Source organism: Streptomyces paludis, assembly GCF_003344965.1.
In the GTDB taxonomy this organism is placed as follows: Bacteria; Actinomycetota; Actinomycetes; order Streptomycetales; family Streptomycetaceae; genus Streptomyces; species Streptomyces paludis.
The window spans coordinates 5,585,675-5,600,898 of sequence record NZ_CP031194.1 but is presented as its reverse complement, the minus strand read 5'-3'; the positions used below and the strand labels follow the sequence as shown (position 1 = coordinate 5,600,898).

The following is a 15,224-nucleotide window of genomic DNA, read 5'->3' as shown; positions in this document are numbered from 1 at the left end:
CCCTCACGGGATTCGTCGTTCATCAGATGCGGGACATCCCACGGGCCACCGGGCCGCGGGGGACCCCCGTCGCCCCGGTCCCGTCGTGCGATGTCCCACGAGCAGGGACAGGAGTGCACACGTGACGCGCAGCGTGTACGTGACCGGGATCGACCGCGGGGACGGCCGGCAGGTCGTGGAGCTGGGGGTCATGGAGCTGCTGACCCGCCAGGTGGACCGGGTGGGGGTCTTCCGTCCGCTGGTGCACGACGGTCCCGACCGGCTCTTCGATCTGCTGCGCGCCCGCTACCGGCTGTCGCAGGATCCGGCGACGGTGTACGGGCTGGACTACCACGAGGCGTCCGCGCTCCAGGCCGAGCGGGGCACCGACGAGCTGGTGTCGCGGCTGGTGGAGCGGTTCCACCGGGTGGCGCGGGAGTACGAGGTGGTGCTCGTGCTCGGGACGGACTTCGCGGCGACGCAGCTGCCCGACGAGCTGTCGCTGAACGCGCGGCTGGCGAACGAGTTCGGCGCCTCCGTCATAGCCGTGGTGGGCGGCAAGGGCCAGCCCGCCGAGTCCGTACGGGCCGAGACCCGCAACGCCCACCGCGCCTACGAGGTGCTGGGCTGCGAGGTGCTGGCCATGGTCGTCAACCGGGTCGCCGCCGAGGACCGTACGGCGATCGCCGAGCGGCTCTCGGCGCAGCTCCCGGTGGACTGCTACGTGCTGCCCGACGAGCCGGCGCTGGCCGCCCCGACCGTCGCGCAGATCACCCAGACGCTGGGCGGCACGGTGCTGCTCGGTGACGATTCGGGGCTGGCCAGGGACGCGCTGGACTTCGTCTTCGGCGGGGCGATGCTGCCGAACTTCCTGAACGCGCTGACCCCCGGCTGCATGGTGGTCACCCCCGGCGACCGGGCCGATCTCGTGGTGGGCGCGCTGGCCGCGCACTCCGCCGGTACGCCGCCCATCGCGGGCGTCCTGCTGACGCTGGACGAACGGCCGGACGACGCGGTGCTCACGCTGGCCGCGCGGCTCGCACCGGGTACGCCGGTCATCTCCGTACCGGGCCGCTCCTTCCCGACCGCGACCGAACTCCTCGGGATGGAAGGGAAGTTGAACGCGGCGACCCCGCGCAAGGCGGAGACGGCGCTCGGTCTCTTCGAGCGGTACGTGGACACCGCGGTGCTGCTGGGACGGCTCTCGGTGGCGCGCAGCGGCCGGGTGACCCCGATGATGTTCGAGCACGAGCTGCTGGAGCAGGCGCGGGCGCACCGGCGCCGGGTGGTGCTGCCCGAGGGCACCGAGGAGCGGGTGCTGCGCGCCGCCGATGTGCTGCTGCGCCGCGATGTGTGCGATCTGACGCTGCTCGGGAACACCGATGTCATCCGTAAGAAGGCGGCGGATCTCGGTATCGATCTGTCGTCGTCCACGACCCAGCTGATCGACCCGGCCGTCTCCGAGCTGCGCCAGGGCTTCGCCGAGCGGTACGCGAAGCTGCGCGCGCACAAGGGCGTGACGGTGGAGCTGGCGTACGACGTGGTGGCGGACGCGAACTACTTCGGCACGCTGATGGTGGAGGAGGGCCTGGCCGACGGCATGGTGTCGGGCTCGGTCCACTCGACGGCCGCGACGATCCGTCCGGCGTTCGAGATCATCAAGACGCGGGCGGACGCGTCGATCGTCTCGTCGGTCTTCTTCATGTGCCTCGCCGAGAAGGTGCTGGTGTACGGGGACTGCGCGGTCAACCCGGATCCGGACGCGGAGCAGCTCGCCGACATCGCCGTGCAGTCCGCCGCGACCGCCGCGCGCTTCGGGGTGGAGCCGCGGATCGCGATGCTCTCGTACTCGACCGGTACCTCGGGCTCGGGCGCGGACGTCGACAAGGTGCGTGAGGCGACCGAGCGGGTGCGGGCGGCCCGGCCGGATCTGCGGATCGAGGGCCCGATCCAGTACGACGCGGCCGTGGAGCCGTCGGTGGCCGCGACGAAGCTGCCGGACTCGGAGGTCGCCGGGCAGGCGACCGTGCTGATCTTCCCGGACCTGAACACCGGTAACAACACCTACAAGGCCGTGCAGCGCTCGGCCAACGCCGTGGCCGTGGGCCCGGTGCTCCAGGGGCTGCGGAAGCCGGTCAACGACCTGTCGCGCGGCGCCTTGGTGCAGGACATCGTCAACACGGTCGCGATCACCGCGATCCAGGCGCAGGGCGAGTCCGCGTGACGGCCGCCCTCCCACCCACCTCAGCAGAGAGCAAGCAGCCAGTGACTTCGCATGCCACCCGTGTCCTCGTCCTCAACTCCGGTTCCTCGTCGGTGAAGTACCAGCTGCTGGACATGCGGGACGGCGCCCGGCTCGCGGCCGGGCTGGTCGAGCGCATCGGCGAGGCGTCGTCGCGGCTGGTGCACACCCCGCTCGCGGGCCCGGACGCCGCGACCGCCGGCAAGAAGCGTGAGCGTACGGAGCCGATCGCCGACCACGCGGCGGCGCTGGAGGCGGTCGCCGCCGAGCTGGCGCGCGACGGGCTCGGTCTCGACTCCCCCGAGCTGGCGGCGATCGGCCACCGGGTGGTCCACGGCGGGCTGCGGTTCAGCGAGCCGACCGTGGTGGACGACGAGGTGCTGGCCGAGATCGAGCGGCTGGTGCCGGTGGCGCCGCTGCACAACCCGGCGAACCTGACCGGGATCCGTACCGCGCAGGCGCTGCGCCCCGATCTGCCGCAGGTCGCGGTCTTCGACACGGCGTTCCACACGACGATGCCGGAGCACGCGGCCCGGTACGCGATCGATGTGGCGACGGCGGACGCGCACCGGATCCGGCGTTACGGCTTCCACGGCACGTCGCACGCGTATGTCTCGCGCCGGACGGCCGAGCTGCTGGGCAAGGACCCGTCCGAGGTCAATGTGATCGTGCTGCATCTGGGCAACGGCGCGTCGGCGTCGGCCGTCGAGGGCGGGCGCTGTGTGGACACGTCGATGGGGCTGACCCCGCTGGAGGGGCTGGTGATGGGGACGCGGTCGGGGGACATCGATCCGGCGGTGACGTTCCATCTCAAGCGGGTGGCCGGGATGTCCGTGGACGAGATCGATGAACTTCTGAACAAGAAGAGCGGTCTGGTCGGCCTCTGCGGGGACAACGACATGCGCGAGATCCGCCGCCGGGTGGACGAGGGCGACCCGGCGGCGCGGCTGGCGTTCGACATCTATATCCACCGGCTGCGGAAGTACATCGGCGCGTACAGCGCGGTGCTCGGGCGGGTGGACGCGGTGGTCTTCACGGCGGGTGTGGGCGAGAACGCGGCGCCGGTACGGGAAGCTGCCGTGGCGGGGCTGGAAACGCTGGGCCTGGCGGTGGACGCGGGGCTCAATGCCGTACGTTCCGACGAGCCGCGGGTCATCTCGCCGGCGGACTCCCGGGTGGTGGTGGCCGTCGTACCGACCGATGAGGAGCTGGAGATCGCGCAGCAGACCTTCGCACTCGTGGGCGACGTTCGAACACCTATCGCCTGAGCGGCACCCCGCCCATTTGTACTTTCCACCAGACGGAAAATTCCGCACGGAAACAAACCGATAGGATGCGCCTCATGCGCCGTTCCAAAATCGTCTGCACACTGGGCCCCGCCGTCGACTCCTACGAGCAGCTGAAGTCGCTCATCGAGGCCGGCATGAACGTGGCCCGGCTCAACATGAGCCACGGAAGCCACTCGGAGCACGAGGAGCGGTACCACCGCGTCCGGAAGGCGGCGGCCGACACCGGCCGCGCCATCGGCGTGCTCGTGGACCTCCAGGGCCCCAAGATCCGTCTGGAGACCTTCGCCGAGGGACCCGTCGAGCTGGTCCGCGGTGACGAGTTCACCATCACCACCGAGGATGTCCCCGGCGACAAGTCGATCTGCGGCACCACCTACAAGGGTCTGCCCGGCGATGTCTCCAAGGGCGACCAGATCCTGATCAACGACGGCAACGTCGAGTTGCGCGTCGTCGCGGTCGAGGGCCCCCGGGTCCGGTCCATCGTCATCGAGGGCGGGGTGATCTCCGACCACAAGGGCATCAACCTGCCGGGCGCGGCGGTCAATGTCCCGGCCCTGTCCGAGAAGGACATCGAGGACCTGCGCTTCGGGCTGCGGATGGGCGCCGACATGGTCGCGCTCTCCTTCGTCCGCGACGCGCACGACGTGCTGGACGTCCACAAGATCATGGACGAGGAGGGCCGCCGGGTCCCCGTCATCGCCAAGGTCGAGAAGCCGCAGGCGGTGGCGAACATGGAGGCCGTCGTCGCGGCCTTCGACAGCGTCATGGTGGCCCGCGGTGACCTGGCCGTCGAGTATCCGCTCGAAAAGGTCCCGATGGTCCAGAAGCGGCTGATCGAGCTGTGCCGCCGCAACGCCAAGCCGGTGATCGTGGCGACCCAGATGATGGAGTCGATGATCACCAACTCCCGGCCGACCCGCGCCGAGGCGTCCGACGTCGCGAACGCGATCCTGGACGGCGCGGACGCGGTCATGCTCTCCGCCGAGTCGTCGGTCGGCGCGTACCCGATCGAGACCGTCAAGACGATGTCGAAGATCGTGGTCGCGGCCGAGGAGGAACTGCTCGCCAAGGGCCTCCAGCCGCTGGTCCCGGGCAAGAAGCCGCGTACGCAGGGCGGTTCGGTCGCCCGCGCCGCCTGCGAGATCGCGGACTTCCTGAGCGCCAAGGCGCTGGTCGCCTTCACCCAGTCCGGCGACACGGCCCGCCGGCTCTCCCGCTACCGCGCGGCCCAGCCGATCCTGGCCTTCACCACCGACGAGTCGACCCGCAACCAGCTCGCGCTGAGCTGGGGCGTGGAGCCGTTCGTGGTGCCGCTGGTGGACAGCACGGACGCGATGGTCGACCTGGTCGACGAGGAGCTGCTCAAGCTCCAGCGGTACGGCGAGGGCGACTCGATGATCATCACCGCCGGCTCCCCGCCCGGAGTCCCCGGTACGACGAACATGGTCCGCGTCCACCACCTGGGCGGCAAGGACCGCGCCTGACCCCGCCGCGCTTCCCGTACACGGAACGCGCGCGCGGGACGGCCCGTACCACCCTCGCCGGGGAGGTACGGGCCGTCCCGTTTCTCGCGGGCCGGGCGGTGACGCCGCCGCCGGGTCCTCAGCCGGTGAGGTAGTTCCGGAGGCCGGGGATGGTGAGGGTGCCGCCGAACTGGCCGGCCTGGATCACATGCGCCTGGGTGAAGAAGACGAAGGGGAGGTTCAGCGGCGGCGGGGTCGCCGGGCTGAAGGTGACGGGGATGATGCCGTAGAGATTGCCCTTCAGCTCCTCCGTGTACATCGTCACCTCGCCACCGCGGATCGTGGAGGTGGAGCCGGTACGTCCCTGGACATGGGCCGTCATGCCGAGCGGATAGCCGGCGGTCTGGTGCAGGTCCTTGATGTCGAGCGAGGTCGCGGTGAACTTGAGCGCCTTCTTGGTCTTGCCGCCGCCCGTCCTGACCTCGACGATGCCGTGGTAGTACAGGCCGCTGAGCGTGAGCAGACTGCTGTCGAGCTGCCAGGGTTCGTCGGGCAGCAGCGGGATGCCCCGCTCGCGCTCGGCGGCGGCCAGGGCGGCCGGGTCGGGGGTGGGGCAGGGGAAGGGCTCCTTGCCGGAGGTGGTGCCCGTCCCCGTGGCGCCGGCCGTGGTGCCGGCCGTCGAGGTGCCGGTGGCGGCGGCCGGGATGTCGTCGTCGGCGCGGGTGCCGAGTCCCTTGGCCTCCTCGGCCAGTTCCTCGACGGTGGCGCCGACCCTCTCCGCCGCCTTCCTGATCGCGTCCTCGGCGGCCTTGGCGGCGGCATCGTCGGCCTTCTTGGCGTCCTCGGCGGCGGACTCCTCGGCGGACTCCTCGGCGGCGGACTCCTTCCTCTTCTCCGCCGCCGGGGCGATGGCCTCCGTACCGCTGCTGTCCTCGGCCTCGCCACCGCCGAGGAGTCCGTTCAGCGCGACCCCGAGTCCCAGCGGGTCGAGCGGATTGTCCGACGAGGCGGTCGGCTCGGGCTCGGGCGGCGCCGAAGCGTCCGCCGATCCGGACGGCAGCGGGGCCTGCTCCCTGTCCTCGTCCGGGTCCGGTGCCGAGGCGGACGGCGACGGCGCGGCGGAGGACGAGGGCGGAGCGGGACTGGACGTGGGAGCCGTGGGAGAAGAGGTGGGAGACGCCGAGGAGGTGGACGTCGGCGTGGGAGCGGGGCTGGAGGACGCCGAGGCGTCCGGCTCGTCCGAGCGCGTCACACACGGTCCGGGCGCGAAGGGGATCTCCTTGTCGTCGGCCATCGCGAGCCGGGGCGTGAGGCCCATGCCCACCATGACCGCCGTGGGCATCGCCGCCAGGGCCATCGCCTTGCCCGCGGGTATCTGGAGCTTGGTCAGGAGCGACTTTCTGGGGGCCGCGTGCCGCGGCCCTTTCTTCACCCGGGTGGCATCGCCTCCGGCCGCGCTGCGCTGCGCGTCGTCACCCCGCACTGTTCCTCCCGCCGTTGGCTTGAGCAGTCGTCGTATCCGTCACGTTCAGGCTCTCCCTGTCGCGCGGACCGGGAAGGTACGAGGCGCCGGGCCCGTCTGGGTCCAGCTCGTCGTGGGGGGTGCCGTGCTCGGAGTCCGGCTCCACGGGTGTGCCGGGCATCCAGGAGATGGAGAGCGCTCCGCCGACCAGGGCGAGCAGGAAGCCCAGCAGGAAGCCGCCGATATTGGAGACCGGGATCGACACGAGCGCCAGCAGGATCGCGGCGACTCCCGCGAAGACGCGGACGACGCTCTGGAACCACATCGTCAGCCCCAGTGTCACCAGCAGGACACCGATGATCAGCGAACCGGCGCCGGCCGTGGTGGACATGGCCAGCGTGAGGTTGCCGAGTTGCAGCTGTGCGTAGGGAAAGTAGGCGATCGGCAGCCCGCCGAGAAGAGTGAACAGCCCCGCCCAGAACGGCCGGGTACCCCGCCAGGCTCGGAACCGGAGCCGCCAGTAGGAGAATCCGCGGGAACCTGTGGACTCGGCGCTCATGGAAAACAGCTCCCTGGTAAAACGGTAAGCGGTATTACGGTCGGAAGGCGGGGCCGGGCGGGCCGAGTGGTCCGAGGACTCTTCGGCCCGCCCACCGCGAGCGCCTAATAGCACTCGTACTTCTTCGGGTCACCGACCTTGAGCGAGAGGTTCAGGTCGGGAAGCCGGAAGGTGCCCGCCGTGGTGGCCCACGCGGTCTGCTTCACCTTGGTCAGCGTGGCGACTCTCGACTCCTGACCGAAGCCGAACTTGCCCGCGTCCGAACCCTTGTAGAGCTTGTTCGAACCCGCCGCGATACCGATGTTGATGTCCTCGAAGACCGCGTCGCCCTCAAGGGACTCGACGTCGAGGTACAGGTTGTCGGCGGTGATGTTCTTGCCCTTGTTACCGGCGTTGAGCACCAGCGTCACGCTCGTACCGAGTATCGGCACCGGGGTGACCACCGACTGGCACATCGAGGTGATCTCGGCCGACTTGAATCCGGAGACCGCGACCGGGTGGGCCGCCCTGTCGCCCTTGGCGTCGACCCCCTCGGCGACGGCTCCGTACTGGACGAAGTCGTGGCCGACCAGCTTCGCCGCGGTGACCTTGAAGTTCTGACCCGACACACTGAAGGACGCCGCCAGCGCCCCCTGTGCCAGTGATACGCCTATCGCGGCCGTCGCGGCCACGCTGGGCACCATGACTACGGCGAACCGCTTCCATCTGGTCCCGCCACGAACTTGGGACTCCATGAATGTCCTCCTTCTCGGACGTACATCTCCGGATCGGGTGGAAACCGGTCCCGGGATGGGAGAAGTGCTACGTCCTCGGGAAGGAGAGCGCCCGTTCCGGAGGCGCTGACCGCGTTCCGAAGCACTGGCGATCACCCCCGAGCGACAACCACTGGGCCACGCGTTCGCGCAACCTCTGGACAGGCCCCGCCAGTACGGCGGGAACCCCCCTGTCCGGACCGGCGGCACTGCCGCCGGACCACTCGGTGGGGCACCGGATCCGACGGGCGCGACAGGCTGTCGTGCCGGTGCGGAACTGGACCGAGCGTCGCTGATCGTGGTGCATTCACGCCGATGACACAAGGGGGTTCGTTACTGGCTAGTAACGGCCCGATAACCGGCCGGCGACCCGTTGGCATCACGCCGCCACACAGGGTGCCGCCGGCCGGTGCGACACAAGCGGTGAAGGTCGCCCATAGCGGGACAGAACTGGGGAGTTGATTTACTGCGAGTAACAGCAGCCGCGTTTGCCAAGTTTTGGCAAAAACGGCCGCTGCCGGTATGACTTCGCCAGACCCGTGCTGGAGCCACGGATCCGGCGGCGCCGGCAAGACCGGCGCGACCGACACCCTAGCGATGCGAAGATCCGCAGCGCCCGACGGGTCCGGTCCGAGAACCTCGCCGCGCCTAGAAGAGCACCCGCGCCAGCGCCGAACGCGCCGCGGTCACCCGGGGATCGTCACCGCCGATGACCTCGAACAGCTCCAGCAGCCGTACCCGCGCCGCCTCCCGGTCGTCCCCGAACGTCCGGCGCACGACCTCGACCAGCCGGCCGAAGGCGTCCTCCACATGTCCGCCGACCAGGTCGAGATCGGCGGCGGCGAACTGCGCCGCGACATCGTCCGGCCGCTCGGCGCCGTCCTTCCGTACCGCCACCGGGTCCAAGCCCTGGACGCGCGCGAGGAGTTCGGCCTGGGCGAGGCCGAGCTTGGCCTCCGTGTTGCCGGGGTCGGCGGAGAGCACCTCGCGGTACGCCGCCGAGGCGCCGGCGAAGTCGTTGGCGTCCAGCGCGTCCACGGCCGCGGACAGCAGCGCGTCGTAAGGACCTTCCGGTACGGGCGCCGGCACGGGCTCCGAACCGCCGTCCGCCTCGCCCGCGTCCGCGTCGACCGCGATCCCGGTGAGGCCGAAGCGCTCCTCACCGACCTGGATCAACTGATCGAGTGTGGCCCGGATCTGGGCCTCGGGCGCCGCGCCCTGGAAGAGCGGCAGCGCCTGGCCGGCCACCACCGCGAAGACCGCGGGGATGCCCTGGATCCCGAACTGCTGCATCAGCATCTGGTTGGCGTCGACATCGATCTTGGCGAGGACGAAACGGCCGGCGTACTCCCGCGCCAGCCGCTCCAGTACGGGGCTCAGCTGCTTGCACGGCTCGCACCACTCGGCCCAGAAGTCGATGACGACCGGGACCTCGGTGGACCGCTGGAGGACATCGCGCTCGAAGCCCGCCTCATCGACGTCGATCACCAGGCTGGACGGGGGTACGGCGGCGGCACCGCCCGTGCGGGCCGCCTCGGCACGGGCCTGCTCCGCCTTCGCCTTGGCCTCACCGGCCGCCTTCACCGCGGCGAGGTCGACGACGCCGCTCATGGACATGTTCCTAGGCTGCATGAGTACATCCTCCCCCCTCCGCGCTCGCTTGAGAAAAGCGGTCCGCGCGCCACCGGCCGGCCCGGACCCGGCACGGGCCGAACACCGGCTTACGCTACGGGTCGTAGCGTAACTTCCGGGTCCGGAACCCGGGCGGTTTCTCCCCGGTGAACTGGCTCACACAAGCCCGCACCGAATGGGGCGCACCGGACGTACCGAGCGGTATGGTCACCGTCATGGACGCACCGCGCCGTACGGGCCGCCCGCGCAGCGCCGGAGCCGACTCCGCGATCCTGGCCGCGACCCGGGAGACGCTGGGCGAGCTGGGCTGGTCGAAGCTGACGATGGGCGAGGTGGCCGCCCGCGCGGGAGTCGCCAAGACGACGCTCTACCGGCGCTGGGCGGGCAAGAACGAACTCGTCGTGGACGCGGTCGCGGTCCTCTTCGACACCCTGGAACTGCCGGACCGCGGCAGCCTGTCCGCCGATGTGGAGGGCGTGGTGCTCCAGCTCGCGGCGGTGCTGGAGCACCCGGAGGCCAAGACCTCGCTGATGGCGGTGATCGCCGAGTCCACCCGGGACCCGGCGCTGCGCGGCCGGATCCGTGACTCGATCGTCGACCGGCAGAAGCGGCTGGTCCTGCTGGGCCGCGAGCGCGCCCAGCGCCGCGGTGAACTCCCGCGCGAGCCCGACCCGGTGACGGCGGCCCGCGCCGCCGACCTGATCTTCGACGTCATCGCCGGCGCGGTCGTCCACCGCACGCTGGTCAGCGCGGAACCGGTGGACGAGAACTGGGCCCGCGCCTTCACGTCCCTGCTGCTGGGCGGTCTGCGGGCGCTCACCCCGCCCGGACGGCCGACCTGACCCGGGCGAAGCCGCCGCCCAACCCCGGCCGCCGGGCAACGACTTCCGACGGGATCAGCGCGCCAGCCTGCCCAGCAGGGACGAGGCGGCCACGATCCCCAGCACCGCCGCCACCAGCAGCACCCCGAAGTCCAGCGCCAGATGCGCGGGCGTACCGAGCAGCAGCCCGCGCAGCGCGTCGACCTGATAGCTCAGCGGGTTGACCCGGCTGACGACCTGGAGCCAGCCCGGCATGATCGCCACCGGATAGAGCGCGTTGGAAGCGAAGAAGAGCGGCATGGTGATGGCCTGTCCGATGCCCATCAGCCGGTCGCGGGTGAGCACGATGCCCGCGACCGTCATGGACAGACAGGAGAAGAAGGCCGAGCCGAGGACGACCGCGACGGCCACCCCGAGCAGCCGCAGCGGATTCCAGGTCAGCCCCACCCCGAGGGCCGCGGCGATGACGATCACCACGACCGCCTGGATCAGCGCCTTGACCCCCGAGGCGAATGCCTTGCCGCTGATCAGGGCCGCTCTGGGGGTGGGGGTGACCAGCAGTTTGGTCAGGATCCCGGCATCCCGCTCCCAGATGATCATGATGCCGTAGAAGATCGCGATGAACATCGCGGACTGGGCGATGATGCCGGGCGCGAGATAATCGATATAGGGGATACCGCCCGTGGGGATGGCCTTGATCCTGGTGAAGGTCTCGCCGAAGATCAGCAGCCAGAGCGCGGGCTGCACGGCCCGGGTGTACAGCTCGGTACGGTCGTGGCGCAGCTTCTGCAGCTCCACCACGCACATCGCCACGACCCGGGCGGGCAGCACGCGCCAGCCCGTACGGGCCTGCGGCGGTACGAGCAGCAGATTCGTCTCAGCCGACGCGGGTCGCGGTCCTGCGGGTGCTCCGGACATCGCGGAAGACGCCTCCTTCCTCCTCCAGACCGCTGCCGGCGACGTCCCGGAAGACGTCCTCCAGCGTCGGTACGGGGTCCTTCTCGCCGGCGGTGCCGGCGGCCAGCCGCCGCTCGCGCAGCGCGGCCCGCAGCTCGTCCGGCGTGCCGAGGGCGTGGACCCGGCCGCGGTGCATCAGCGCGACCCGGTCGCAGTACTGCTCGGCCTCGTCCATGTAGTGCGTGGTGACCAGAACGGTCATGCCCGTGGCGCGCCGTACGGCGGTGATGTGCTCCCACACGCTGGTACGGGCGATGGGGTCCAGACCGATCGTCGGCTCGTCCAGCATCAGCAGCCGGGGCGCGCTGACGAGCGCCTGCGCGAGTTCGAGCCGGCGGATCATGCCGCCGGAGTACGTGGTGGTCATCCGGTCGGCGGCGCCGGTCAGATCCACGGCGGCCAGCGCCTGCGCGACGCGTTCGGCGCGCTCGCGGCGGGCGACGTCGAAGACCCGGGCGAAGAGCGAGACGTTCTCGCGGCCGGTCAGCGCGGCGTCGGCGGAGAGCTGCTGGGGTACGTAGCCGAGCAGCCGGCGCACGGCCATCTTCTCCTTCGCCGCGTCGTGCCCGAACACACGGACGACGCCGGCGGGGACGGGCAGCAGGGTGGTGACACAGCGGATCGCGGTGGTCTTGCCGGCGCCGTTCGGCCCGAGCAGTCCGAAGACCTCGCCCGCGCCGACCGAGAGATCGAGGCCGTCGACGGCCCTGGTCTCGCCGAAGGTGTAGGTCAGTCCGCGGCAGCCGACGGCCTCGGCGGGCTCGTCCGGCGCGGTGGTCCCCCCGGTGATGGCGGTCATGGGTTCTCCGTTTCCTCACGCATGTTCCGGACGAGCCGGCGCAGCGCGGGCAGCGCCGCGGCGAGGGCCGTCCGGTCCTCCTCGGTGAGCCGCGCCAGCTGCTCCCGTACGAGGGCGGAGCGGCGCGCCTCCCACTGGGCCAGCCGCGCCACGGCCTCCTCGGTGGGCAGCAGCCGGGCGGAGCGCCGGTCGGCGGGGTCCGTCTCGCGGCGCAGATACCCGGCCCGGCCGAGCTGATTGACCAGGGTGGAGACCGAGTTGCCGGCGAGGTACAGCTCCGCCGCCGCGTCCGACACCCGGATCCCCGGCCGGTCCGCCACCAGCCGCAGCAGCTCGGCCTGCGCGCCCCGCAGGGGCGGGGCTGCCAGGCCGGAGCGCAGCCGCCGCCGTACGGTGCGCTGGAAACCCGCCAGCACGGCGGCGAGCGAGTCGGGGAAATCCTCGATGGCCACGCCGTCCAGTTTAGCTCTGCGTGAGAGCTATTGCCCGATATGCCGCAGAGTGACCTAGAAGCCGGGCGGCTCCGTGTAGACGCCCCACTCGTCGCGCAGGACGCCGCAGATCTCGCCCAGCGTCGCCTCCGCCCGGACCGCCGCCAGCATCGGGGCGATCATGTTGGCGCCCGTACGGGCCGCCGTCAGCATCTCCGCGAGCGCCGTACGGACCCGGGCGTCGTCGCGGGCGGCCCTGCGCTCGCCCAGCACCCGTACCTGGTCGCGCTCGACCTCGTGGCTGACGCGCAGGATCTCCAGGTCGCCGGTGACCGAGCCGTGGTGGGCGTTGACGCCGACGACCCGCTTGTCCCCCTTCTCCAGCGCGCGCTGGTACTGGAACGCCGACTCGGCGATCTCGCCGGTGAACCAGCCGTCCTCGATACCGCGCAGGATCCCGGAGGTGACGGGGCCGATGGGGTGCAGCCCGTCCGGGTGGGCGCGCCGGCCGCGCTCCTTGATCTGCTCGAAGATCTTCTCGGCGTCGGCCTCGATCCGGTCCGTGAGCTGCTCCACGTACCAGGAGCCGCCGAGCGGGTCGGCCACGTTCGCGACGCCGGTCTCCTCCATCAGCACCTGCTGGGTGCGGAGCGCGATCTCGGCGGCCTGCTCGCTGGGCAGGGCGAGGGTCTCGTCGAGCGCGTTGGTGTGCAGCGAGTTCGTGCCGCCCAGGACCGCCGACAGGGCCTCCACGGCCGTCCGTACGACGTTGTTGTACGGCTGCTGCGCGGTGAGCGAGACACCGGCGGTCTGGGTGTGGAAGCGGAGCCACTGCGCCTTGTCGGTCCGGGCGCCGTACACGTCCCGCATCCAGCGCGCCCAGATCCGGCGGGCCGCGCGGAACTTGGCGATCTCCTCGAAGAAGTCGAGGTGCGCGTCGAAGAAGAAGGAGAGGCCGGGCGCGAAGACATCCACGTCCAGGCCCCGGCTCAGCCCCAGCTCCACATAGCCGAAGCCGTCCGCGAGGGTGTACGCCAGCTCCTGCGCGGCCGTCGCGCCCGCCTCGCGGATGTGGTAGCCGGAGACGGAGAGCGGCTTGTAGGCGGGGATGGCGACGGCGCAGTGCTCCATCAGGTCCCCGATCAGCCGCAGATGGGGCTCGGGCTGGAAGAGCCACTCCTTCTGGGCGATGTACTCCTTGAAGATGTCGGTCTGGAGCGTGCCGTTGAGGACGGCCGGGTCGACGCCCTGGCGCTCCGCCGCGACGAGGTACATGCAGAAGACCGGGACCGCCGGGCCGCTGATCGTCATGGAGGTGGTGACGTCCCCGAGCGGGATGTCGCCGAAGAGGATCTCCATGTCGGCGGCCGAGTCGATGGCGACCCCGCAGTGGCCGACCTCGCCGAGGGCGCGCGGGTCGTCGGAGTCGCGGCCCATGAGCGTGGGCATGTCGAAGGCGACGGAGAGTCCGCCGCCGCCGTTGGCGAGGATCTTCTTGTACCGCTCGTTGGTCTGGAGGGCGTTGCCGAAGCCGGCGAACTGGCGGATGGTCCACGTCCGGCCGCGGTAGCCGGTCGGGTGGAGACCGCGGGTGAACGGGTACTCGCCGGGCCAGCCGATCCGCTCGAATCCCTCGTACGTGTCACCGGGCCGGGGCCCGTAGACCGGCTCCACCGGATCGCCGGAGAGCGTCGTGAAGTCCGCGTCGCGCTTGCGGGCCTTGTCGTAGCGGGCCTGCCAGCGGCGGCGGCCCTCCTCGATCGCGTCGATCGCGTCGGTGATGTCGGCCGCGCCGGTCGCTTCGGTGTTCATGCTTTCAAATTTACTAGGACGTCCTAGTAAATGTCGATGGGAAACCGCCCACGCGTTCACCGCGCGGGCGGAGGGAGGGGGAAGGGGCCGCGCGCCCTACGCCTCGGCCGCCACCGGAGCGCGGTCGGTCAGCAGGGGCCGGATCTCCCGGGTGATCTTCGGCTCGACGAAGAACGACGCGGCGGGGATACAGCCCACGGCGAGCACCCAGAGCAGCTTCCCAAACGACCACTTGGCCTTGGAGCCCAGATCGAACGCGAAGACCACGTAGACGATGTACAGGACGCCGTGGATCTGGGAGATCAGCATCGTGTCACCGGTGTCGAACCCGTACTTCAGGATGATCGCCACGGTGAAGACCAGCAGCCATACGGCGGTGACGTACGCCATCACCCGGTAGCGCGACAGCACATTTGACTTCATGGGGCGAGCCTAACGGGGCACATGGGACGATCTTCGCCCGCCCCTGCCACCGCTCTCCCGCTCCCCTGCCGCTGCTTCCGCGCTCGCCTACTCCTCGAAGTCCCGCGCCGCGACCCGCAGCGGACGGAGCATCGCGAAGATCTCCGCGCACTCCTCCGCGTCGTACGCCCCCAGCCCGAAGTCCATCTCCATCAGATCCCGGGTGGCCGACTCGACCACCTCGCGCCCCTTGTCGGTGATCGAGGCGAGGGTGCCGCGGCCGTCGGCGGGGTTGGGGCGCTTGTCGACGAGACCGGCCGTGACCAGCCGGTCCACGGTGTTGGTGACCGACGTCGGATGCACCATCAGCCGCTCGCCGATCTTCGACATCGGCAGTTCGCCCGCCTTGGAGAAGGTCAGCAGCACCAGCGCCTCGTACCGCGCGAAGGTCAGTCCGTACGGTTTGACGACCGCGTCGACCCCGGCGAGCAGGATCTGGTGCGCGCGCATGACCGAGGTGATCGCGGCCATCGAGGGGACGGGTCCCCAGCGCTGCCGCCAGAGTTCGTCGGCGCGCGCGATCGGGTCGAAGGGGAGACTGAGCGGCTTTGACACGCCGTCGAC

Annotated in this window: 14 protein-coding genes; 4 read left to right on the top strand and 10 right to left on the bottom strand. The window is 70.7% G+C overall.

Annotated features, from left to right (window positions below; all coding sequences use genetic code 11):
• Positions 1-121: 121 nt before the first annotated feature.
• The 3 genes from pta (at position 122) to pyk (ending at position 4,994) form a co-directional block, all read left to right on the top strand.
• A complete protein-coding gene (gene pta, locus DVK44_RS24805) occupies positions 122-2,203 on the top strand; it encodes a phosphate acetyltransferase (protein WP_114661956.1) in 2,082 nt (693 codons plus the stop codon).
• 41 nt (positions 2,204-2,244) lie between these two features.
• Positions 2,245-3,489, top strand: coding sequence for an acetate kinase (locus DVK44_RS24800; protein WP_114661948.1), 1,245 nt, complete (start codon positions 2,245-2,247; stop codon positions 3,487-3,489).
• A 74-nt stretch (positions 3,490-3,563) separates the two neighbouring features.
• Positions 3,564-4,994 (top strand): pyruvate kinase, encoded by a 1,431-nt coding sequence (gene pyk, locus DVK44_RS24795; protein WP_114665416.1) that lies wholly within the window; start codon positions 3,564-3,566, stop codon positions 4,992-4,994.
• 118 nt (positions 4,995-5,112) lie between these two features.
• Here pyk and DVK44_RS24790 read toward each other — a convergent pair whose 3' ends face one another.
• The 4 genes from DVK44_RS24790 to DVK44_RS24770 all read right to left on the bottom strand — a co-directional run bounded on the left by DVK44_RS24790 (position 5,113) and on the right by DVK44_RS24770 (position 9,378).
• Positions 5,113-6,456: a hypothetical protein gene (locus DVK44_RS24790; RefSeq protein ID WP_114661946.1), complete on the bottom strand. Its 1,344-nt coding sequence runs from the start codon at positions 6,454-6,456 to the stop codon at positions 5,113-5,115.
• On the bottom strand, positions 6,446-6,994 hold the full coding sequence (locus DVK44_RS24785) for a DUF6114 domain-containing protein (RefSeq protein ID WP_114661944.1): 549 nt from the start codon (positions 6,992-6,994) through the stop codon (positions 6,446-6,448). The genes DVK44_RS24790 and DVK44_RS24785 overlap by 11 nt, the downstream gene beginning before the upstream one ends.
• 104 nt (positions 6,995-7,098) lie before the next feature.
• Positions 7,099-7,728: a DUF6230 family protein gene (locus DVK44_RS24780; RefSeq protein ID WP_114661942.1), complete on the bottom strand. Its 630-nt coding sequence runs from the start codon at positions 7,726-7,728 to the stop codon at positions 7,099-7,101.
• Positions 7,729-8,394: 666 nt separating this feature from the next.
• Positions 8,395-9,378 (bottom strand): tetratricopeptide repeat protein, encoded by a 984-nt coding sequence (locus DVK44_RS24770; RefSeq protein WP_114661941.1) that lies wholly within the window; start codon positions 9,376-9,378, stop codon positions 8,395-8,397.
• 215 nt (positions 9,379-9,593) lie between these two features.
• On the opposite strand from DVK44_RS24770, the gene DVK44_RS24765 reads away from it, so the two are divergent.
• The gene (locus DVK44_RS24765) at positions 9,594-10,220 is read left to right on the top strand and encodes a TetR/AcrR family transcriptional regulator (RefSeq protein WP_228447359.1); all 627 of its coding nucleotides are present in this window, start codon (positions 9,594-9,596) and stop codon (positions 10,218-10,220) included.
• 54 nt (positions 10,221-10,274) lie between these two features.
• On the opposite strand, the gene DVK44_RS24760 is transcribed toward DVK44_RS24765, so the two are convergent.
• The 6 genes from DVK44_RS24760 to DVK44_RS24735 form a co-directional block, all read right to left on the bottom strand.
• Positions 10,275-11,117, bottom strand: coding sequence for an ABC transporter permease (locus DVK44_RS24760; protein WP_114661939.1), 843 nt, complete (start codon positions 11,115-11,117; stop codon positions 10,275-10,277).
• Complete coding sequence (locus tag DVK44_RS24755; RefSeq protein ID WP_114661937.1) at positions 11,077-11,955, bottom strand: ABC transporter ATP-binding protein; 879 nt, start codon at positions 11,953-11,955, stop codon at positions 11,077-11,079. The genes DVK44_RS24760 and DVK44_RS24755 overlap by 41 nt, the downstream gene beginning before the upstream one ends.
• A complete protein-coding gene (locus DVK44_RS24750) occupies positions 11,952-12,407 on the bottom strand; it encodes a MarR family winged helix-turn-helix transcriptional regulator (RefSeq protein ID WP_114661935.1) in 456 nt (151 codons plus the stop codon). The genes DVK44_RS24755 and DVK44_RS24750 overlap by 4 nt, the downstream gene beginning before the upstream one ends.
• 54 nt (positions 12,408-12,461) lie before the next feature.
• Positions 12,462-14,198 carry an acyl-CoA mutase large subunit family protein gene (locus tag DVK44_RS24745; protein ID WP_114661933.1) on the bottom strand — a complete coding sequence of 579 codons (1,737 nt, stop codon included), beginning with the start codon at positions 14,196-14,198 and terminating at the stop codon, positions 12,462-12,464.
• 96 nt (positions 14,199-14,294) lie between these two features.
• Positions 14,295-14,621 (bottom strand): DUF3817 domain-containing protein, encoded by a 327-nt coding sequence (locus DVK44_RS24740; RefSeq protein WP_114661923.1) that lies wholly within the window; start codon positions 14,619-14,621, stop codon positions 14,295-14,297.
• An 87-nt stretch (positions 14,622-14,708) separates the two neighbouring features.
• Positions 14,709-15,215, bottom strand: a complete 507-nt coding sequence (locus DVK44_RS24735) for a MarR family winged helix-turn-helix transcriptional regulator (RefSeq protein ID WP_114665414.1) — start codon at positions 15,213-15,215, stop codon at positions 14,709-14,711.
• Positions 15,216-15,224: the final 9 nt, after the last annotated feature.